The organism is Limnovirga soli (assembly GCF_013106755.1).
GTDB classification, from domain to species: Bacteria; Bacteroidota; Bacteroidia; order Chitinophagales; family Chitinophagaceae; genus Limnovirga; species Limnovirga soli.
This window is the reverse complement of sequence record NZ_WHPF01000002.1, coordinates 170033-192498: the sequence shown is the minus strand read 5'-3', so window position 1 is coordinate 192498 and position 22466 is coordinate 170033. Positions and strand designations below refer to the sequence as shown.

Annotated in this window: 20 protein-coding genes; 6 read left to right on the top strand and 14 right to left on the bottom strand. The window is 39.0% G+C overall.

Going from position 1 to position 22466, the window contains the following annotated elements; translation table 11 throughout:
* Positions 1-40: 40 nt before the first annotated feature.
* The gene (locus GD597_RS02675; RefSeq protein ID WP_171606266.1) at positions 41-1858 is read right to left on the bottom strand and encodes a sensor histidine kinase; all 1818 of its coding nucleotides are present in this window, start codon (positions 1856-1858) and stop codon (positions 41-43) included.
* A 371-nt stretch (positions 1859-2229) separates the two neighbouring features.
* Here GD597_RS02675 and GD597_RS02670 point away from each other — a divergent pair, with 371 nt between their 5' ends.
* Complete coding sequence (locus tag GD597_RS02670) at positions 2230-3696, top strand: CCA tRNA nucleotidyltransferase (RefSeq protein ID WP_171606265.1); 1467 nt, start codon at positions 2230-2232, stop codon at positions 3694-3696.
* A 159-nt stretch (positions 3697-3855) separates the two neighbouring features.
* On the opposite strand, the gene GD597_RS02665 is transcribed toward GD597_RS02670, so the two are convergent.
* Entirely contained in the window at positions 3856-4611 is a 756-nt protein-coding gene (locus GD597_RS02665) for a C40 family peptidase (protein ID WP_171606264.1), read from the bottom strand.
* Between the two features lie 74 nt (positions 4612-4685).
* On the opposite strand from GD597_RS02665, the gene GD597_RS02660 reads away from it, so the two are divergent.
* Both GD597_RS02660 and GD597_RS02655 read left to right on the top strand, forming a co-directional pair.
* A complete protein-coding gene (locus GD597_RS02660) occupies positions 4686-5252 on the top strand; it encodes an RNA polymerase sigma factor (protein ID WP_171606263.1) in 567 nt (188 codons plus the stop codon).
* Positions 5253-5660 carry a hypothetical protein gene (locus GD597_RS02655; RefSeq protein WP_171606262.1) on the top strand — a complete coding sequence of 136 codons (408 nt, stop codon included), beginning with the start codon at positions 5253-5255 and terminating at the stop codon, positions 5658-5660. It abuts the gene before it with no gap.
* Here the strand turns inward: GD597_RS02655 and GD597_RS02650 are convergent.
* The 11 genes from GD597_RS02650 to GD597_RS02600 all read right to left on the bottom strand — a co-directional run bounded on the left by GD597_RS02650 (position 5647) and on the right by GD597_RS02600 (position 17144).
* Positions 5647-6150, bottom strand: coding sequence for a cupin domain-containing protein (locus tag GD597_RS02650; protein WP_171606261.1), 504 nt, complete (start codon positions 6148-6150; stop codon positions 5647-5649). The two genes, GD597_RS02655 and GD597_RS02650, sit on opposite strands and share 14 nt — an antisense overlap.
* 140 nt (positions 6151-6290) lie before the next feature.
* Positions 6291-6638: a preprotein translocase subunit YajC gene (gene yajC, locus GD597_RS02645; protein ID WP_235954164.1), complete on the bottom strand. Its 348-nt coding sequence runs from the start codon at positions 6636-6638 to the stop codon at positions 6291-6293.
* 36 nt (positions 6639-6674) lie between these two features.
* Complete coding sequence (locus GD597_RS02640; protein ID WP_171606260.1) at positions 6675-7139, bottom strand: DUF1573 domain-containing protein; 465 nt, start codon at positions 7137-7139, stop codon at positions 6675-6677.
* 43 nt (positions 7140-7182) lie between these two features.
* Positions 7183-8112, bottom strand: coding sequence for a transcription antitermination factor NusB (gene nusB, locus GD597_RS02635; RefSeq protein ID WP_171606259.1), 930 nt, complete (start codon positions 8110-8112; stop codon positions 7183-7185).
* Positions 8113-8325: 213 nt separating this feature from the next.
* Positions 8326-9495: a bifunctional histidinol-phosphatase/imidazoleglycerol-phosphate dehydratase HisB gene (hisB, locus tag GD597_RS02630; RefSeq protein ID WP_171606258.1), complete on the bottom strand. Its 1170-nt coding sequence runs from the start codon at positions 9493-9495 to the stop codon at positions 8326-8328.
* Between the two features lie 121 nt (positions 9496-9616).
* Positions 9617-10021, bottom strand: coding sequence for a c-type cytochrome (locus tag GD597_RS02625; RefSeq protein ID WP_171606257.1), 405 nt, complete (start codon positions 10019-10021; stop codon positions 9617-9619).
* Between the two features lie 6 nt (positions 10022-10027).
* A complete protein-coding gene (locus GD597_RS02620) occupies positions 10028-11329 on the bottom strand; it encodes a PQQ-dependent sugar dehydrogenase (RefSeq protein WP_171606256.1) in 1302 nt (433 codons plus the stop codon).
* A gap of 41 nt (positions 11330-11370) precedes the next feature.
* A complete protein-coding gene (gene hisC, locus GD597_RS02615) occupies positions 11371-12438 on the bottom strand; it encodes a histidinol-phosphate transaminase (RefSeq protein ID WP_171606255.1) in 1068 nt (355 codons plus the stop codon).
* Between the two features lie 93 nt (positions 12439-12531).
* Positions 12532-13833, bottom strand: a complete 1302-nt coding sequence (gene hisD / locus GD597_RS02610) for a histidinol dehydrogenase (protein ID WP_171606254.1) — start codon at positions 13831-13833, stop codon at positions 12532-12534.
* Between the two features lie 18 nt (positions 13834-13851).
* Complete coding sequence (gene hisG / locus GD597_RS02605) at positions 13852-14712, bottom strand: ATP phosphoribosyltransferase (protein WP_171606253.1); 861 nt, start codon at positions 14710-14712, stop codon at positions 13852-13854.
* Positions 14713-15149: 437 nt separating this feature from the next.
* A complete protein-coding gene (locus GD597_RS02600; RefSeq protein ID WP_171606252.1) occupies positions 15150-17144 on the bottom strand; it encodes a hypothetical protein in 1995 nt (664 codons plus the stop codon).
* Between the two features lie 278 nt (positions 17145-17422).
* Here GD597_RS02600 and GD597_RS02595 point away from each other — a divergent pair, with 278 nt between their 5' ends.
* Positions 17423-19024: a T9SS type A sorting domain-containing protein gene (locus GD597_RS02595; RefSeq protein WP_171606251.1), complete on the top strand. Its 1602-nt coding sequence runs from the start codon at positions 17423-17425 to the stop codon at positions 19022-19024.
* A gap of 167 nt (positions 19025-19191) precedes the next feature.
* On the opposite strand, the gene GD597_RS02590 is transcribed toward GD597_RS02595, so the two are convergent.
* Complete coding sequence (locus GD597_RS02590) at positions 19192-20367, bottom strand: class I SAM-dependent rRNA methyltransferase (RefSeq protein ID WP_171606250.1); 1176 nt, start codon at positions 20365-20367, stop codon at positions 19192-19194.
* Positions 20368-20611: 244 nt separating this feature from the next.
* On the opposite strand from GD597_RS02590, the gene GD597_RS02585 reads away from it, so the two are divergent.
* Together GD597_RS02585 and dnaJ are read left to right on the top strand one after the other, a co-directional pair.
* A complete protein-coding gene (locus GD597_RS02585) occupies positions 20612-21184 on the top strand; it encodes a nucleotide exchange factor GrpE (RefSeq protein ID WP_171606249.1) in 573 nt (190 codons plus the stop codon).
* Between the two features lie 87 nt (positions 21185-21271).
* A complete protein-coding gene (gene dnaJ, locus GD597_RS02580) occupies positions 21272-22444 on the top strand; it encodes a molecular chaperone DnaJ (RefSeq protein ID WP_171606248.1) in 1173 nt (390 codons plus the stop codon).
* The last annotated feature ends 22 nt before the right edge of the window (positions 22445-22466 follow it).

The following is a 22466-nucleotide window of genomic DNA, read 5'->3' as shown; positions in this document are numbered from 1 at the left end:
TTCAGTTTGGTTAATAATAATAGTTTTGACTTTTTGCAGATTATTTAAACAAATAATAATCATCACTGATGGTTTCATTTTCCATTGCAGGGAAAGCCAATTCGGGAGTGGCATTGTTAATGGTAAAATAAAAATTACTGCCTGTACCCAACTTGCTTTCTACCCAAATTTTACCATTATTCTTCTCAATAAAATCTTTGCAGATTACCAGGCCTAATCCTGTGCCCTGTTCGCCCATTGTACCTTTGGTAGTAAAAACGGTTGTTTTAAAAAGATTGCGCAGGTTTTCTTCTTTTATACCGGCACCAGTATCGGCCACACAAATTGTGGTGTTTGATGCATCAATTACCGCACTGATGGTAATGGAATCACCATTTTTGCAGAATTTAATAGCATTACCAATCAGGTTTCTTAATACAAAATCAATCATATCCTTATCGGCAGATACGGTTGTTTGGTCGTTTATTTTATTGATAAGGTTGATGCCTTTTTCTTCGGCTTGTTTTTCAAAAAGATTAAGCTTATCTAATATAATGGCATGCAGGTTAAAGTTGATACGGTTAATGGTTTCCCCCTGCATTTGGGTTCTTGACCAGTATAAAAGATTTTCGAGCAATCCGGATACATAACCAATATTCTTGGATAAAACCGGAAGCATTATTTTCAGGTCATCATCAGAAAGTATACCCGTATCGTTCATATTCAGCACTTTCATTAAATTGGAAACGGGGCTTCTTAGATCGTGTGAAATGATAGAGAAGAGTTTATCTTTTAATTTATTGAGGGCAATTAATTCATCAGCCTGTTTCTTTAATTTTTCAGCAGCCAATCTATGTTCGGTAATATCTCTGAACAAAAGGATAACACCGGTATAGAGGTAATTTTTCTCAAAAAGTTGTGTGATACTTACTTCAAAATATTTGGTTTCGTTATTGTCCTTAAGAGCCATTTCAATTTTATCGTTAATCATACTGTTAACCGATTTAACCAAATTTGGCTGGTTCGGAAACAGTTGAGAAAATACCATTCCAACTACCTGCGAAGACCGTCCGGATAACATTTTCTTCATTTCGGTATTTACATCCACCACCCTTAAATGAGCATCTAAAACCAATAATCCCTCCTGCATGGAATTAATTACTTTTTCTCTGGCAAATGGCGCTATATCAAATAACCGGTACCTCAATAAGCCCAAACAAATAACAAAAGCTGTAATAATAAATCCAAATGGAGTAATATCAATGGAATCAACTGGTAAAACCCTCAGGTGGTATAATATATTGGCAATCCAGGGGGCCATTACTGCTATAAACAAAATCATACTTTGATGTTTATAAATAGCGTCAGCCTTTTTATAATTATCAAACAAAAAATAGATACCTAAAGCCAGCAAAGCGTAAAAGTAAACCGTGTGTACTATATACCATGGTCCAGGCTCCGCTTTAAAAAGAGGAAACCTAAAGCTGCTGTCTAATTCATTTCCTGAATAAAAAAATTGGTGATATTTGTTTGTCCAAACCATTATAAGTGTAACAAACGGCACAATAAAAATGGCACCCAACCTGCTTTTATTTAGCCATAGATTTCTTCCTGTATATTTTAAAATAAAAATAATCCAGGTGGCAGGTAAAAAAGCAATACCAATATACTCCAGGCTATTCCAGAAAACCATTAATTTAAGGTCTTGACAACTTAACTCCATGCCATAACATAAAGCCCAAATGGCAATTGAAAGCAGCAGATAGCTAAACCATTTTACAGCAGAACCTTTTCTTTTAAGAATTAATGCAGCCATCAGGGCTGTACCAAACCCTGAAATAAGCAGTATATTAGAGAAAATGTTGAATTGATAATTCATATCAAATTGTGGGCATTAATGCCAAAAAATCCGGTACAGCTTTTTTTAATAGTTAAATGGCTTATTTAAAACCGGCATTCCATTAACCGGTCTATTCTATTTATAACATAAAATACAAGAATTTTATTTTAAAAATTACACCTGAATTATACCAGTTAAAGCTTTGAAATAAAGCATTAAATTTGAATAATCCAAATGTAAGAACCGTTTTACCATCCTCCAAACTCCTTTATCCACCTGTTTTACAGATAAAAATCAATTCATATAAATCTCCTTATTTCTTAAATGTTTGGTGAAAAATTGTTTTGTTTGTTTATGCGCTTATGCTTTGTTGTTTCTTAACAAAACCTCCAACGCTTATCTTTGTTAAAATGGACATCAATTGCACTACATATGAACTGGAGGTATTACACAAAATAGCCGATGCGGCAGATGCACTTAAACTTCCTTGTTACCTTATTGGCGGCTTTGTACGTGATAAAATTATTGGCAGACCAACTAAGGATGCCGATATCGTTTGCATTGGAGATGGTATTGAATTGGCCCATAAAGTAGCTTCATCTTTTAGTCCAAAACCTTATGTGGCATTTTTTAAAAATTTTGGAACAGCCCAAATTAAAATACCCACCCCATCATCAGAAGGTAGCGATACGTTAAACCATCTGCAATTATTCGAAATTGAGTTTGTTGGTGCCCGTAAAGAAAGTTATCAGCAAACCAGCCGCAAGCCAATGGTAGCGCCGGGTAACCTTACCGATGACCAAAACCGCCGCGATTTTACTATCAATGCCTTGGCAATAAGTTTAAATAAACATGATTTTGGCCAACTTCTAGATCCCTTTAATGGTTTAAAAGCCATTCAGAAAGGTATTATAGAAACGCCACTGGCACCCGATGAAACCTTTAGCGATGATCCTTTACGCATGATGCGGGCCATACGCTTTGCCGCGCAACTTAATTTTACCATTACCCCGGCAACATTCGAAGCCATTAAGGCAAACGCTAATCGTATTAAAATCGTTTCTCAGGAAAGAATTACCGATGAACTCAATAAAATTGTATTAAGTACCAAACCTTCCATCGGGTTTGATTTGCTTAGTAAAAGTGGATTATTGCAACTTATTTTTCCTCAAATGATGTTGTTACATGGCGCCGAAAATGTAGAAGGCATGGGCCATAAAGATAATTTTTACCATACCCTACAGGTACTGGATAATATTGCCGCCCACACCAACGATCTATGGTTGCGCTGGGCAGCCATATTGCACGATATTGCCAAACCCCAAACCAAAAAATTTGAACAGGGGCATGGCTTTACCTTTCATGGCCACGAAGTTGTTGGTGCCAGAATGGTGCCTAAAATATTTTCCCGTTTAAAATTACCCTTGAACGAAAAAATGCGGCTGGTGCAAAAATTGGTTGAACTGCATTTGCGTCCAATAAGTCTTACTAAGGAAAATATTACCGATAGTGCAGTAAGGCGTTTATTATTCGATGCAGGTGAAAACATTGATGATCTCATGTTGCTTTGCCATGCTGATATTACCAGCAAAAACAAACACAAAGTAAAAAAATACCAACAAAATTTCGAGCTGGTACGTATGCGTATGGCCGAAGTAGAAGCTAAAGATCATTTGCGTAACTGGCAGCCCCCAATTACCGGCGAACTTATTATGGCAACCTTTAACCTTACCCCCAGCCGGGAAGTAGGTATTATAAAAGATGCCATTCGCGAAGCCATATTAGATGGCATTATTCCCAATCATTTTGATGCTGCCCACACTTTTATGTTGCAAAAAGCAGCAATGCTTAACCTCTACCCTGTGCAACAGCCATAAAATACAAATTTGTTAGTCAGCACCAAATGATATGGCATCACCTCTTGCCACGCTCGGTTCAGGGTTCCGTTTTTATGGCGGCAAAATATAACTTATCAAAAAACAACCAAAACTGGTTTGCATACCAAAATAAGTTGCCTGCATTATTGTTTGCTTTTGCTAAAAAAGCCTTTTAATAATCCTTAACTGGTGTGTGCGATTGCCGGTGATGGTACTTACAATGCCCAACGTATCTATTAAATCGGTATGTACAAAGCCTGACGCATGAATAATCTGCTGGCTGCTTAATAATATACCTACATGGATAATTTCCCCCTGTTCGTTATCAAAAAAAGCCAAATCTCCAGGTTGTGCCTGTTGCAAAAAATCAACTGGCTTTCCCTCATTTACCTGAGCCCTGGCGGCTCTGGGTAAAAAAATGCCCATTAATTTAAATACCTGTTGTACAAAACCACTGCAATCTGCCCCAAAATTGCTTTTGCCGCCCCATAAATAAGGCGTATTTATATACGCCAATACTATTTGTACTGCGCGGGTAACAGTAGCTTCCATTTCATTAATGGGGCAATAATGCGTTTGGCTGTAATTGAAAACAATATTATCCAATCCAAAATCCTGATATACCGGCGAGCCTATAGGTAAGGGCACAACCGTACTATTTAAAATGGCAACAGCATTAGCATTTACAGTAAAGCCTTTTAAAATGGGCATATCATTTTCAGGCATAACCAACACCTGATTTTGCATACACCATCCTTCATAACCATCATTTTCACATTTAACCAAAAAGAAATCCCTGGTAGTTTCCAGAATGGTTGCCTGCTCACCAAATAATAGCTGGCTGGTCATTTCCGATTTGTAGGATGGGCTAGCCCATAGCGGACAAACAGCTGCTATGCTAATAATTTTTTGCATATACAAATGTGAGGATTAGTTATGGAATTTAGAAAATCCTGCATCCTGATAAAGTAAAATATTTACTTTACAGCGTGAAGAAAAACTCATATTCACATATTAGCGATAGCGAACTGTTGGAAAAATTCTATGCAGAACATAATAACCAGTGGCTGGGTGTTTTGCTGGAACGCTATACCTTGCTTTTGCTGGGTGTGTGTATGAAATATTTAAAAAATGAAGAGCTGGCAAAAGATGCCGTACAGCAAATATTTTTGAAGGTTATTGCAGAACTGCAGAAGTATAAGGTAGAATATTTTAAAAGCTGGGTATACATGGTAGCCCGTAACCATTGCTTTATGCAGTTGCGTGATAAAACCAGGAAGTTTACCCGTGAAATTACCGATGCTGTGCAATTAGCGGATGAAACCATTCACACCAGCCTGCATATTGAGCAAGACCATTTATTAGCACAGGTGTCAAACTCGCTGGATGAACTGAATAATGAACAAAAAACATGTGTAACTTTATTTTACCTGCAACATAAAAGCTACCAGGAAATTACAGACGCTACGGGTTATAGTTTATTGCAGGTTAAAAGTTATATTCAAAATGGTAAACGTAACCTGAAAATGCTTGTTGAAAAAAAGATGAAACACTAAATGGAAGACCTGACCAATATATTACATGAGGATGATGAACTGAATGAGGAGCAGTTAATGAAATATCTTACCGGCGATATTTCAAATGAAGAATTACATGCCATAGAAAAGCAAATGGCTGATTCTGATTTTATAAACGATGCGGTGGAAGGCTTACAGGCTTTCTCATCTGGCCGGAACCTGGATGATACAGTTAGCCAATTAAATAAGACCCTACAAAAACAATTGGATCAACAAAAATCGAAAAAAGATAAACGGGCAATAAAAAATCTTTCATGGATTATTATTGCTGTAATAATTATACTGGTGCTTTGTGTGCTGGCTTTTACAATTATTAAGTTACAACAGGAAGTCCAACAAAAGCAAAAAAATACGGTTTGGCAATCTACCCAATCTACTGTCGGGTAAGGCGCTGAATTATTGTGGCGTGTTGTGGAAATTCCGCTGAAAGCGTTTCGCATTTTGCTAATTCAAAATCTTCGAAATTAAAACCGGGTGCAACGGTACATCCTGCCAAACTAAATGAAGTTGTGGCAGCCGGTTCACTGGCAAACCAACAACCTGCCGGTACAACAAATTGAAATGTTTCGCCTTGCTGTATGTTTTTACCCAGTTGTATTGTTTCTAATGTACCAGTTGTGTGTAATACATGCACCAATAAGGTTTGACCTTCATAAAAATGCCAGCATTCATCACTTTTAATGCGGTGGAATGCTGAGAAATTGCCTTGCTCTAACAAAAAATAAATAGCTGTGGAGAAAAACCTATTACCTGTAAACCTTGCGGGTAATGCCTGCTGTTGTATTTCTTCGGCAGCACAGTAGGTTTGGCTGTAGTAACCACCTTCGGGGTGTATTTTAAATTGATAATGTTGAATATAATCGGCAGCACTAAGCATGGTATTATTTGGCTGTTTTGCTGAGTAGTATTACTATAGTACAAGAGTGCGACGCAAGCGGTGTTGCCATAAAAACGAGCGCCGGGTACATAAAAAAAACGAGGAAATTGGTATTTCCCCGTTTTCATATGATTTTACATTTATTTTTTATCGGCAGTGGCTGCTTTGTTGGCAGTTTGGCTCCACTCTAAACTAATGGCTGATTTTTCCAGTTTTATATAACTACCCGGACTTACTTCCAGGTTAATAGTACCATCATCGTTTACTTTGTTTACAATACCGTGAATACCGGCAATGGTTACCACTTTATCGCCTTTGGCCAGATCTTCAATATATTTCTTTTGGTCTTTTGCCTTTTTTGCCTGAGGACGAATCATAAATAACCAGAATACCAATATAATGGCTCCCATCATAATAAAAGTAGGTATTGGCGATTGCTCTCCACCTTGAGGAGGTGCCATTAAAAAAAATGTGTTCATCAGATTCATATTGTTTTGTTTTATAAAAATGTGCAGATTTGATTGTTAACCCTTTTTTGCAGTAGTGTCTCTGGCCAGCGACGGATCTAATACCGTACCGGTAAAAAACAATTGCGGTGAAGGATTGGTTGTATTGGTTTGAACAGTGATTGATTTTCTAATTTGCCCAACAATGCCATGGTTGCTATCGTAAGAAGCATCTATCTCGCCGCTGCCACCAGGTGCAATAGCTTCCTTGGTATACTCAGCAACAGTGCAGCCACAGCCGGGGCGTACATAATAAATAAACATGGGCTTGGTGCCAGTGTTTTTGCATTTAAACACTATATGTACTTTCTGGCCTTTGGTTATGGTACCAAAATCTATTAAAGTATCTGTCCATTGTACCTGTGTAAAATTGGCAGAATCTATACCCACATTGGCTGAAGGCGTATTGCTCGTATTAGTTTCATCACAAGAAGCCAGTGAAAAAACAGCGATTACCGAAAACAACAAAATGAGCTTTTGCATTATGTTAGATTTTTTGGGAATGTGCAAATGTAATAGTTTCCGTTTATGCTTTTCTTTTGAACTCAATTTTATGAATCTTGTTCTCAGCAAGCAGTTCTTTATGCAGGCTATCTAAAATACCATTTACAAACTGGCCACTTTGCGGCGTACTGTATTCTTTAGCAAGATCAATATATTCGTTAATAGTAACTTTTGGTGGTATGGTTTCGAAATATAATAATTCGCAAACACCCATTTGCATTAGAATCATATCCAATACAGCGATACGCTCACTATCCCAGTTTTTTAGTTTGGGTTTAATTAATTCAATAGCATATTCGCCTTTATTGGTAACCGTTAACAAAAGGTCTTTGGCAAATTTTGTTTTTTCATCTCCAATAAGATCTTGTAAATTATAGCCACCGGGTTTTTGCAGGTAATGCAGCATTAACTGATCCATCATTTCACTGTCGTCATCCCAGTTAGAAAAATGTTCTTCAAGGTGCTCAATAAAATTTTCGTCGGGCAGCATCAGGTCGGTAAAAATATATTGTAATAAGGCTTTTTCTTCCTTTTTATCGCGACTTTGTTCAGCAATATATTGTTTATATAAATCTGTTTCAACCAGTTTATTATACACTTTCTTCACCTGCTCTTTGGTATCTTCAAAGGGTATGGTTCTGGCGGATTTTTCTCTTTTAAAAGAATCGCTTTCTAAAATAGCCCATAGTAGCTGGTTACCAGCCAGTTTGGTATTAACATTCTTGTCCGCATCCGAAGGCAGGTTTTTATTGGCCCTAAGTATGGCATCTGTTTCTGCGTAACGGGCTACTTCTGTAATAAAATAAAGCAGGTATACAAATAAATTACTGCATTGGTCTAATAGCTTATGTAAATTCTTAACCGGATCAACCATGGCCGGCGTACCTTCTAAAGTTTGTTGTGCATACAGCTCCTGCATCACTTTAACACGAATATTTCTTCTACTAATCATTGCGGGAAAGAACTTTTTTTGAGGCTGCGAAGATAGGGGTAAAACCCATACCAGCCTTTCATAAAATTGCAATAAAGCTGTTAATAGCTATATAAGAATTATGTATCAGACTGTGGATTAATGATTCAACTGGTGTTGTGTCACTCACTTGTACGCCAACAATCCTAATCATCAAACTTAATTAGGCATTGCATACAAGGTAACAAGTAACAACTATAAAACCCCCTTTGTACTCGGCAAATAATTACTTAGCGGATCTCTTTTTACAGCCATGCGTATCGCCTTGGCAAATGCTTTGAATATAGCTTCAATTTTATGGTGCTCATTATCGCCCCGGCATTCTATATTAATATTGCATTTGGCTGCATCACTAAACGATTTAAAGAAGTGATAAAACATTTCGGTGGGCATTTCACCAATTTTTTCGCGTTTAAATTCGGCATTCCAAAACAGCCAGTTACGGCCACCAAAATCAATCACCACTTTGGCATCTGCTTCATCCATTGGTAATGCAAAACCATAGCGCTCCATACCGCGTTTATCTATCAGTACCTTGGCAAATGCTTCACCTAATGCAATGCCTGTATCTTCAATGGTATGGTGTTCATCAATATGTAAATCGCCTTTTGCGTTAATGGTTAAATCCATTTTACCGTGGCGGGCTATCTGATCTAACATATGATCAAAAAAGCCAAGCCCGGTATGTATATTGGCTTTACCGCTGCCATCAATGTTTAGGTCTATTTTTATCTGGGTTTCGTTGGTATTGCGTTCGTGTACTACTGTACGTAAACCCAGTTTTAAAAAGCTATATATATCACTCCATTGGGTAGTTTCCAGTGCTACAGTATCGGCACGCAATTCGGTTGCTTTATCTTTTATTTCACCACCACCCAAAGAAGGGTCATTATTTAGCCAAATGCCTTTACAACCCAGGTTTTTGGCCAGTTGTATATCTGTAATTCTATCTCCAATTACAAAGGAGTTTTGCAAATCATAATCAGGATTATTGATAAACTTTGTTAGCATGCCTGTATTTGGTTTACGGGTGGGTGCATTGTCTATGGCAAATGTTTTATCAATATATACTTCTTTAAAATAAATGCCCTCCCCTTCCAAACTACGCATTACCAGGTTGTGCAATGGCCAGAAAGTATCTTCGGGAAAAGCACTTGTACCCAAACCATCCTGATTGGTCACCATAATTAATTCGTAATCCAGTTCACGGGCAATTTTGCTCATGAACTCAAACATATTTGGGTAAAAGCTAAGTTTGGCAAAATCATCTAACTGATAGGTAGGTGGCGCTTCGTTTATGAGCGTTCCATCACGGTCGATAAATAAAACACGTTTTGCTGCGTAGTTGGTTGCTTGATTGCTCATGCCGGTTGTTGGTTATTGTTGGTATGGTTTTGCCGGTTATTGTTAGCTGCCACACCAGACAACCGCACAAGTGTGCGACGCAAGTGAAGCATAATAGTTGCACAACAGCCGGGCTAATAATTTATTTGATGCCAGCCCTGATGGCTTTAACATCTGCGGGGCTGATGGCGCTATATTTATTGCCAAAGCTTCCCCGGATAAAAGTTAATACATCTGCTATTTGCTGATCGGTTAAATAATTTTGTGCAGGCATATTGTTTGAATAGAATTTGCCATCAATTTCTATTTTATCGGTTGTGCCCTGTAATACCCAGCTTATAATTTTTTTCTTATCTCCACTTACAAAAGAAGAATTGATAAGTGAGGGATTTAATTTGGGTACGCCAGCCCCATCGTCCTGATGGCAGGTTAGGCAATAATCGGTATAAAGTTGTTTACCCCTGGTAAAAGACGGCCCATTGTTTTGGGCTGTAACACAATAGGTGGCAGCAGTTACCACCAAAGCGAAAATGAGTTTTTTTATCATAAAGGGCTATTGTGCCTTGTAAGTTATTTTATAAATGGTGCCGCCAGAATCGTCGCATACGTACAAGGCGCCATCGGGGCCTTGTGCCAAACCACATGGACGATGTTTGGCTTTACCCGGAGAAATATATGCCGGGCCGCCTGCAAAATTATCAGCAAAAATTTCCCAATTATCAGTTGGTTTACCATCTTTAAATGGTACAAAAGCTACCAGATAGCCTTTTTGTGGTTCAGGTGACCTGTTCCATGAACCATGAAAGGCAATAAAAGCACCGTTTTTATATTTTTCGGGGAACATGCTGCCAGTATAAAACAATAAATCGTTTGGTGCCATATGTGCCGGAAAAGCAGCAGCTGGTGCTTTGTAGTTTTCTGTTGGCTCCTTTTTGCCATCGCCGCCATACTCCGGAGAAAGAATTTTTTTCTTTTGGAATGGATCGTAATACATGTATGGCCAACCGCAGTTATCTCCTTGTTTTAACTCGTACATACATTCGGCGGGTAACTCAGCGCTTTGTTTGGTATCATACATATCCGGATAAAGATCGTGTAATCCGTCGCGGCCATGTTGCATTACAAAAAGGCTGTTGGTATTGGTATTCCATCTTAAACCCACTACATTTCTTAAACCGGTGGCATAACGGGTACCATCTGAATAAGTTTGATTGAGTTTATTGGCACTAAATTTCCAGATACCACCTGCAGAATCCAGAATTGGGCAAGGCATCATGCCTTTTGATCCTTTTGTTCTGTCTTTCTCCTGACAAGAATTGGAGTAGGCTCCAATATTTACATAAATATTGCCTTCATTATCAAAAGTAAATGACTTTGCCTCGTGCTGATGGCGGTTAATTAAACCGAAAATTACGGTTTCTGGTTCTTTGGGATTGAGTACATTACCAGCTGCATCAACCTTAAACCGAAATACATCGTTATCGGAGGAAGCATATAAGTAGCCATTGTGTAAGCCAATCCCCGTTCCTGTAAATGCACCAAAACCTGTTTTTATTTCTGCCCTGCCATCTCCATTGGCATCAGTTAATTCATAAATGGCGGCACCTTTTAATTGAGCAGATAATTTTACATATACTTTTCCGGATGGCGCTACAATAAGGTGGCGGGCTTCGCCCAAACTATCTGCAAACCTTACTGCAGTAAAACCAACCGGCAATACGATTGAAGCATCCTCATTAGCTGTTACTGGTGCCGCATTTTTGTTTTCCAGGGTATCATTGCAATTTGCCAGCAAGTTAGCACTGAAGCAAAATGTAAGAATGAAGCACAGAATTGACGGTTGTTTAAGTTTCATACACTGCGATTTTTAAATAAATGTAATTTATAACAATAAGATTAAGCACTTGTTGTAATATTTAACCATTGGGCTATGGCATCTACCAGATCTGTATTTTCCTGCTCGGTGCCAATGGTAATTCGCAGGCATTCTTCGCACAATTTTACATTGCTACGGTCTCTTACCACTATACCTTTGGTTAACAGAAAATCGTATAATTTTCGGGCATCTTTTATTTTAACCAATAAAAAATTGGCATCAGAAGGAAATACTTTTTCTACGGTGGGTATGGTGGATAACACTTCTGCCAGTGCAATGCGCATATCTACCAATTCAGTGATCATATCATTTACTTGGCCAACTTCTTCCAGTGCCTTCAATGCAAGCTCCTGCGTGGCCTGATTGATATTGTAAGGCGGTTTTACCTTGTTTAAAATTTCGATGATGGCTGCTGAAGCAAATGCCATTCCCAAACGTAAACCTGCCAAACCCCAGGCTTTACTAAAAGTTTGCAGTACTACCAGATTGGGATAATCTACCAGCTCCTGAATAAATGTTTTTTGACGGGCAAAATTGATATAAGCTTCATCTATTACCACAATACCTTTGAAATTATTGAGCACCATTTCAATATCGGCCCGGTTGAATGAATTACCTGTCGGATTATTGGGTGAGCAAATCCAAATGAGCTTTGTATTGGCATCGGCCAATTGTTCTATATGGATGAGGTCCAGTTCAAAATTTTCAAGCAATGGGGCTTTTCTAATGGCTATATCGTTAATATTGGCGCTTACTTCATACATGCCATAAGTTGGCGGACAAATAATAACATTGTCTTTACCTGGATTACAAAAACTGCGGAACAGCAGGTCAATACATTCATCGCTGCCATTGCCTAAGAATATATGTTCTGGTGCGATGCCTTTGATGGTGCTTAACACCTGTTTTATTTGTTGTTGATGCGGATCGGGATACCGGTTATACCATTTGGTGAGTGGAGAACCCAGGCTATTCTCATTCGCATCAAGAAATACTTTGGCGTCTCCGCTAAACTCGTCACGTGCTGATGAATATGGCACCAGCTTTTTTATATTTTCTCTAACCAGATTATCAATATTAAAGCTCATAAATTCTATTTATTCGGCGTTATACTTTATGTTTTAAAGCTGCCCCTTAACCTGCAGCACAAGTGTGCGACGCAAGTAAAGCCAATTATGTGATTAACTGCCGGGCTCATTATTTTCTATTTCCTGCAAACGCAGTGTTACAGCATTGGCATGTGCCTGCAGCCCCTCGGCATTGGCCATTAATTCTACAGTTGCACCTATTTGCTGTAAACCTTGCCTGCTAAGTTTTTGATAAGTGATTTTTTTAGTAAAACTATCTACACTTACGCCACTATAAGCCCGGGCAAATCCATTGGTTGGCAAGGTATGATTGGTACCACTGGCATAATCGCCCACACTTTCGGGTGAGTAGTTACCTAAAAAAACAGAACCTGCATTAATAATTTCCTCTCCAATTTCTTCAGCATTATTACAGGAAATAATAAGGTGTTCTGCCGCATAAGCATTTACCATATCGATAGCTTCGGCAATAGTAGGTACCAGTATGGCTTTACTATTGGCCAATGCCTGTTCGGCAATTTGCTTACGTGGTAAAACAGCTAATTGACTGTTTAACTGGCTTTCCACCTCCTGAATTAGTCTTTCTGAAACTGAAACCAGTAAAACCTGGCTATCAATACCATGCTCGGCCTGAGATAATAAATCAGCCGCCACAAATGCGGCATTGGCTGTATCATCGGCCAACACACAAACTTCACTTGGGCCGGCTGGCATATCTATGGCAATACCCTGCTGTTGTATTAATTGTTTGGCACAGGTTACATATTGATTGCCCGGGCCAAATATTTTATAAACCTGAGGTATAGTTGCGGTACCATAAGCCATGGCCCCAATGGCTTGTACACCACCAATTTTACATATTTGCGTTACCCCTACCAATTTTGCCGCATACAAAATGGCGGGATGCAGTTTGCCCTCTTTATCCGGCGGGGAACATAAAATAATATCGCGGCAACCTGCCAGTTGTGCAGGAATACCCAGCATTAGAATGGTGGAAAATAAAGGAGCCGTGCCACCAGGTATATACAATCCCACTTTTTCTATGCCTACTGATTTACGCCAGCATTCAATACCGGGCATGGTTTCTACCTTTGTTGGTGCTGATAATTGCTGGCGGTGAAATAGCCGAATATTATCAGCAGCCAATTGAATGGCCTGTTTTAACTGCGGAGATAATAATTGTGCAGCTGTTTCCATTTCGGCTTTACTAACTATATTGTTGGGCAGGTTAATGCCATCAAACAAGTGGGTATAGTGTTGAACGGCAACATCCCCTTGTTGTTTAATATCAGTCAAAACAGCTTTTACTTTTTCCTGCAAGGCAACTGCATTAAAAGAAGGGCGCTCTAAAAGACCTGGCCATGTTTCTTTCAACGGATATTTTATCAGTTTCATATGCGGCTACTCACTAGGTTAAATAATCATTTTTTCAATAGGCACTACCAAAATGCCCTGGGCACCGGCCAGCTTTAGCTTTTCAATAATTTCCCAAAATTCATTTTCATTTAATACACTGTGTACACTGCTCCAACCTGCTTCTGCCAAAGGCAGTACGGTGGGGCTCTTCATACCGGGTAATAATGAAATGATTTCTTCCAGATGATCGTTTGGTGCATTTAGCAAAATATATTTATTGTTTTTTGCTTTTTTAACTGCCTTTATTCTAAACAGTAATTTATCCAGTAGCACTTGTTGGTCGCTACCCAGTACTTTGTTTTTTATAAGCACAGCCTGCGATTGTAGAATGGTTTCTGCCTCTACCAAACCATTCATAAATAAAGTAGAGCCGCTGCTTACCAAATCACATATGGCATCTGCCAAACCAATTCCGGGGGCAATTTCAACGCTGCCGCTAATCTCATGAATTTCTGCCTGTATACCCTGCTTATCCAGGAATTGCTGTAAAATAACCGGGTAGCTGGTGGCTATTTTTTTGCCTTGTAAAAAACGGGCATCTTCGTATTTTTCATGGCGCCGGGTAGCCAGTGATAAACGGCATTTACCAAAACCTAAATGCTCTACTACTTCGGCTTTTTTATTTTTTTCGTATACCACATTTTCACCAACAAAACCAATATGTGCAACCCCATCTTCTACATATTGTGGAATATCATCATCACGTAAAAAATATACTTCCATAGGGAAATTGCTGGCTTCGCTTTTTAGTTTGTTAACGCCATTGCTAATATCAATACCACACTCTTTTAGTAACTTAATAGAATCATCGTGTAACCTGCCCGATTTTTGAATAGCTACTTTTAATTTTTGTTCCATATCCTTTGTTTGTAGAAGCAGTTTACTTCTGTTAGTGCAAAAAAAAAGACTTACAAGTGTAAGCCTTTAAATGTTTTTATGATTGAATGCACAAAACAACACCGGCCTACCAGTTAGGTAAGTAAAGATGATGATGTATGTGCATTGTTATTTTCATGTCGCAAAAGTAAGCGATGAAATTATTCTACCAAATTTTTATTCCTGTTATTCTTCAAATGCTTTTGGGCCAGGCTGAATTCCATTGGTTTGGCTTTACTTGCGTCGCACTCTTGTACGCCTGAATATATATGCTGCTTTTAAAAGCCAATTGCTAATACATAATGTTGCAAAACATTGTGCAGTACAAGTGTGCGACGCAAGAATGATGACTAGTGTTAGAAATGCCGGGCACAAAAAAAGGGCCACTTTAGCAGCCCTTTATGTTTTAAAAAGTAGTACTAATGCACCATTAACATGGGTTTGTACATTAATTGATTGCGGATGCTAAAAATGCTGCCACACGATTGGGAAAGAAAATCGTTCAGGTCTTCGGCCCTGCGTAGCAAATCGTTGTACACATATAATTTTGGATTAGATGATGGTCTTAGTGCCGGGTCTTTTACCGTCATGCTATCATTGTTGTTGTTATAATCAAAATCAATGGCATCAAGACCTTTGGTGCCGGTTAAAAATCCGGATAGTGTAGTTTCCTTACCATAAAATACCGGATTTAGGTGCCAAAACCGGGTTTGCGTTTCCCCTGCATGGCAACCCGAACAGGCATTTAAGCTAATTACATGACGTGCCTCTGCATTTCTTATATATGCAGGTGAATTACGATCATCAGGTACGCCATCCCAATGAAAAGGGTAAGGCGGCTCTCCTACCGGAATGCCACCAATAATTTTGGTTTTGCCACCCAGCATTGGGGAATCCAGATAAGTAACCGGTATTTTAAGGTTATTATTGATGATATCCTTTTGGTTATTGTTTACATAATCAGCAAATCTTCTTACATCCGCATTATCCACTTTAACATTATACCTGTCCGCAGCAGCATTCTCTACCGGTGCTAAAACAAAAGTGTGGGTAACCGGACTAAGTACAAATTGCCTGAACTCACCAACAATTGGGGTTAGGTTAGATGTTAAAGCCTGATCGTTACTACGCAAATGTTTTAAACTGCTTTGGTTTACATTATTGCGGTTGGTGCCACAAAAGGTAAACTGGTTGGTAATTTTTTCCAAAGCTGCATTGTAGGCTGTGCTTCCCACCGTATAGTTTTTAAGATCGTACCATTGTTGTGCCCATGCATGTAGAGAATCGCAATTATTTGGCTTATTGATGATGTATTCAAAGGAAAGGGTATAATCCTTACTATCAGTACAATCACTTCTTAATAATGTAAAAACAAAACGGGCTTCTCCGGCAGGTTGTCCATTTTCTATTGAACGCTGGTCAAAACGGTTTACAATGCCCAATAATTTAAAGGGAGCAGAACTAAGGTCTAACTGTCCTTTGGGATATCCTGCGGCTACGCTTCTCTCTAACCAGGGATTGGTTAAAACCCTTGCCAGCAATGGCCTGGCAGCAATGGTATCGCCATTAACTACCTGTGGAACAGACCAATTATCCAGCCATTTTAAAATAAAATCTGAGGTTTGCTTATCTGTAGCAGGTTTTTTAGGATTGGTAGTGGCCAATTGCCGCATAAGTTGTTGAAATGTCCAGGCACCATTGGGATTACCTACTTTATGACAGGGGTCCCAGGTGCGAGTGGGGTCCTCTACCACAGAAAGTGCAGTTAGAAAAAGACTATGCGATTTAATATCATCAATAACACTTGTTTCGGCAGCATTAAGACCGGCAATAGATACTTTTTGAAATGCATCAAACTTTTTCAGGTCAAAACCCCTGATATCATCTGCACCATCTACAATCGACCTATTTTTAAATTGTACATATTTAAAGGATGACTGTTGTATTTCTTTATCCAGACCAATGGCCGTTTCTCTGAAAGAAGGCACATCTGTACTTATTTTAGCCGTAAATAATCCATCTCCAGCAATTGCGTCTTCAGCAATTCCATCATCTTTTAATAAAATATCTATCCCATTTTGATGCAGCGTAATAAAAGGAGCTTGATACATTTCTTTATTGTAAAAAGCCATTAATAGTAAATGACTGTTATCTCCTGCAATTTTTTGCACAAGTACATCCTCTGCAGCGGGTAAGTTTTTGTTGCCATAAGGGCCAAAACCAAGTGGAACATTATCCATTAATAAAGCAGCAAACTGGTCTTCGGTATAAACATTGGAAAGTTTGTCTTCATTTATCAACTGTACTTTATTTAATGAGGTGCCGGGATGTTTTATCAGCTTATCCCAGGATACCAAAAGCAAGGAGGATACAAAAAATGATAGAACGATGAGGTGATTTCTAGTTAGTTTCATTGAGGTTGATTTGAGGTACTTATATAAATAAATATAGAAATATAAAATGTGAGTGGCACCAAATAGCTGGTGACTATTTAAAAAATTAAGGCATTTTAAATACAAGGGCTTTTTGAAGATTTTAAGCATAAAATATATCGTATTGACATTCAATAAGAAGCACCAAATTGTGTAACTGATATTGAGAATTTATTAAAGCAAGCTTAAACAAAATAGGAGATTATGTACGAAAGCAATAAATATTTTATATTCAGCAGGCACTAGAAAAGCATCACAAAATGAAAATCATCCATTTTATTCTTGCCCTTTTTACCAGTACTTTTTTCTTTGGTGCGGTTAATGCACAAGTCTCAATTACCAGTCAACAAACTGTTGGTGGCAATGCAGATGATAAATTGTCGTGCCTGTTGTTTACCAATGATGGAGGCACTTTGGCAGCAGGCTTTTCATCCTCAGGCATATCAGGGGAAAAGACTGAAAACAGCAGAGGTAGTGCAGATTATTGGGTAGTAAAAAGAAGTAAAACAGGTCTTATTCAATGGGATAAAACTATTGGCGGCAGCCTTTCTGATCAACTTATTACCGCCATACAAACCTTAGATAGCGGATACTTGCTAGCCGGTGTTAGTCAGTCTGGTAAAACGGGTGATAAAACCGATACTTCCCGCGGAGGTACAGATTTTTGGATTATTAAACTTAGAAAAAATGGCAATATAGCCTGGCAAAAAACCTTTGGAGGTAAGGAGGATGACGAATGCCGGTCCGTACAACAAACCGCTGATGGCGGTTATATTTTGGGCGGTCATTCCCGGTCGGATATATCCGGTGATAAATCTGAAAACAGCAAAGGCGGTTCAGATTTCTGGCTAATAAAAACAGATAAAAATGGCAATAAAATTTGGGATAGAACCTTTGGAGGCAATGATTACGATGGCATAAGTTCCCTGCAACAAACAGGAGATGGTGGGTATATTTTAGGTGGCAAATCCGATTCAAATATTTCGGGCGAAAAATCCCAAAATAGCAAAGGCGGTTTTGATTATTGGTTAGTAAAAGTGAACAACAATGGCAACATAATATGGGATAAAACCATTGGCGGTAATGCTGCAGATAATTTTAAATATCTGCAAATAACAAAAGACAAAGGCTATATATTAGGTGGTTTTTCTGCTTCCAATATTTCCGGTGATAAAACAGAGAATAGCAGGGGTGCCAATGATTATTGGGTGGTAAAATTAGATAGCCTTGCAAACATACAATGGGATAAGACTATCGGAGGAAACGCAGATGAGCAATTTTATGCCTTACAGCAAACACTCGATCTTGGGTATATCCTGGCCGGCTATTCCCGCTCACCCATCTCCGGCGAAAAATCGGAATCAGGTAAGGGTCTGGATGATTATTGGCTAGTAAAATTAGACCGTAATGGTAATTTTAATTGGGATAAAACCATTGGAGGTTCACTCAACGATGATCTTACATCGGTAAAAGAAATAAAAAGAAATCAGTTTATTCTCGGCGGATTTTCAGGCTCCGGCATTTCATTTGATAAAACTGAAAGCTCAAGGGGTTTAACTGATTATTGGATAGTAAATATCCTTTATACCAGCCCTGCTGCAAGCAATACCATCAGCCAAATGCCAATCAACATACAAGTAAACAACGAAATGCAGATTTACCCCAATCCGGCAAAAAACCAGTTGTTCATTTCCTCAAAAACCGCAGCCGCATTTACGCTTTATTCCAATATGGGTAAAGCTTTACAAACAAATAAATCAGCCCGGCAACAGGTATTTAATGTAAATACCTACCCTAATGGCATTTATTATATTAAAAAAAATCAAACCGGGGCAACAAAAACATTTATCATTCAGCGGTAATGGTTTTCAATTTTCACTGGGTTACCAATGGTGAGGTGTATTATTTGGTCAGCTAAGCCTATTAATGAAGCATTCTTGCGTCGCACTCTTGTACATTGGTAATCCTATTCAGCAAAAAAAGCCAATCATCAGATTAACTTTTGTCCTTCTGATAATAATACCAATAGCTATCTGTCTGTTACTTCCAAAATTAAAAATTTCAGGTAATTGGTATTTTCAAGTCCCCAAACAATAGGATGATCGCTGGCCTGTGCTTTAAAAACAACCTGCTTAATTTTTTTACGGGCATCTTTGGCAGCCATATCAATCATTTGCAAAAACGCATCGGGCTGTACCAGATTAGTGCAGCTCGAGGTAACCAAAAAGCCGCCATTTCTAAGCAGTTTCATTCCACGCAAATTAATTTCTTTATAGCCCGTAATTGCTTTTTGAATATGTTCACGGCTTTTGGTAAATGCCGGTGGATCTAACATTACCATATCGTATTGGCGTCCTTCCTTACTCCAGTTTTTAAGTGCATCAAAAGCATTCATAGCTTCAAAATGGCAAATATGATCCAGCTTATTTAGTTGTGCATTTCTATTGGCCTGCGCCACTGCATTTTCAGAAATATCCAAACCCAATACCGATTTGGCACCATAATGTGCCGCATGAATTTCAAAAGTACCGGTATAGGTAAATGCGCCCAATACTTCTGCCCCTTTTGCGATGGATGCTATTGCTCTTCTGTTATCTCTTTGGTCCAGAAAATACCCCGTTTTTTGCCCATTTACAATGTCTACATGAAATTGTAATCCATTTTCATTAATGATGATATTTGTATCAAATGGTGCCGACAGAAATCCTTTTTGTTGTTGCATGCCTTCCAGCTCACGTACGGGCACATCGTTGCGCTCATATATGCCTTTGGGAGAAAATATCTGCTCCAATGCTTTTACAATGGCGGGTTTCCAAACATCCATGCCCAATGCCATGGTTTGTATTACAAAATAATCGTTGAACTTATCAATAATCAATGAGGGCATATCATCTGCCTCTCCAAATATCAGTCGGCAATTTTCTGTGTAACCAATTTTTTGCCGGTAGGCCCAGGCTTGTTGAATGCGGTTATAAAAAAAGGCATCGTTAATTTCTTCCTTTTTACGGGTAAGCAGGCGAACGGCAATTTGCGATTTTGGATTGTAATAACCCCTGCCTGCAAATTTATTGTCGTGATAATAAACATCTACAATTTCGCCAGGTGCAGCTTCACCTTCAATACGGTTTATTTCGTTTCCAAATACCCATGGATGGCCATTGGCAATACGTTGTGCAATTTTACGATTCAGCAACACTTTTGTCATGCTGCAAAGATAATGGGCTCAATTGCTTAGTTGCCCATAATTTACTTGTTGTAAAAGAGGAGGTATCTCACCGGAATTTGTTGCCATATTTGTTGCAGTACAAGAGTGCGACGCAAGGATGCTACATTATTTGGGAAAGTTTGGCTCAAAAGGAAATACCTAATTTGAATTGGGCGACTGCCAATTTTTCCTTTTACTTTGCCTTGGCAGTAAATTTGCCCACAAAGGATTATAATTTTTTACCATGGAAAATAAAGAAATGAACAGCCAGGAACAAGAGCAAACTGTAGAAACGGCTGAATATTCAATAAATGCTGACGAAAGTGCAGCAGGCACCACGCATTTAAATGAGCCCGTTCAAACCGAAAACGAAATGGAAAAGTTACAGGAAGAGCTGAACGAGCAAAAGGATAAGTTTATACGCTTGTATGCAGAGTTTGACAATTTTCGCCGCCGTACGGCCAAAGAAAGGCTGGAACTTAGCCAAACTGCAGGCAAAGAAGTTATTAGTGCTTTACTGGATGTTTTGGATGATTGTGAACGTGCTGAGAAAACATTACCCAATGCTACAGACCTTGAACAGGTTAAAGCGGGTAGTCAATTAATATTCAACAAGTTTCGTAACACATTGCAATCCAAAGGTTTAAAAGCTATGGAAAGTATTTCGAAAGAATTTGATGTAGAAAAACACGAAGCCATTACCGAAGTACCAGCCCCAACCCCGGAAATGGTAGGCAAGGTAATTGACGAAGTACAAAAAGGATATTATTTAAACGATAAGTTGATTCGTTTTGCAAAAGTAGTGGTGGGTAAATAATAGCTGCTATCCACTTCAAGCCGGTTGCTGCACACTGGCCAGAAGCAAAATTTATGGCAGCAAAAGCTAAAGAGAAGAAAAAGCAATATGGCAAAAAGAGATTATTATGAAATTTTAGGCGTAAGCAAATCATCAACGGCCGATGAAATTAAAAAAGCATACCGCAAAGTAGCTATGCAATTTCACCCCGACCGTAACCCTGGTGATAAAGCTGCCGAAGATAAATTTAAAGAAGCTGCTGAAGCTTACGAAGTGTTAAGCGATGCAGATAAACGTGCCAAATACGACCGTTACGGGCATCAGGCATTTGGTCCGGGCACCAGTGGCGGTGGATTTCACCCGGGCAATGGCAATATGGAAGACATATTTAGCCAGTTTGGTGATATTTTTGGGGATGATGTTTTTGGTAATTTCTTTGGCGGTGGTGGTGGCGGCAGGCGTAGCAGTGGTGGTAGCCGCAGCCGTGGGGTACGTGGCAGTAATTTGCGTATTAAACTCAAGCTTAGCTTTGAAGAAGCTGCCCGTGGTGTAAGTAAAACCATTAAGGTAAAAAAATATGTGGGCTGTACTACCTGTGGTGGTAATGGCGCTAAAGATAAAAGTAGTATACAAACCTGTGGTACCTGTGGTGGCAGTGGACAGGTAAGAAAGGTTACCAATACTTTTTTGGGCCAAATGCAAACTGTGAGCGCCTGCCCTACCTGTAATGGGGAAGGTACAACCGTTACCAGTAAGTGTACTTCTTGTAAAGGGGAAGGTCGGGTATATGGTGAGGAAATGGTAACTGTAGATATACCTGCAGGTGTACAGGAAGGCATGCAGTTAAGCCTTAGCGGCAAGGGTAATGCCGGCGAACGAGGCGGTGCCCCTGGCGATTTAATTATACTGGTGGAGGAAGAAGCACATAAGGAATTACAAAGAGAAGGTCTAAATGTAGCCTACGAACTACACCTCTCCTTCCCTGATGCGGTATTTGGTACATCGGTAGAAGTGCCAACTATTGATGGAAGGGCTAAAATTAAAATACCACCAGGTACACAAAGCGGTAAAATATTCAGGTTAAAAGGCAAGGGTTTCCCTGATGTAAATGGGTATGCCAAAGGTGATCAATTGATACATGTAAGTATTTGGACACCACAGCATGTTACAGCAGAAGAAAAGGAAACATTGGAGAAACTAAATAATAGCGCCAATTTTAAACCGCAACCCGGCAAGAGTGAGAAATCGTTTTTTGAAAGGGTAAAGGAGGTTTTTAATTAACAGTACCAGCTTTAAAAGTAAG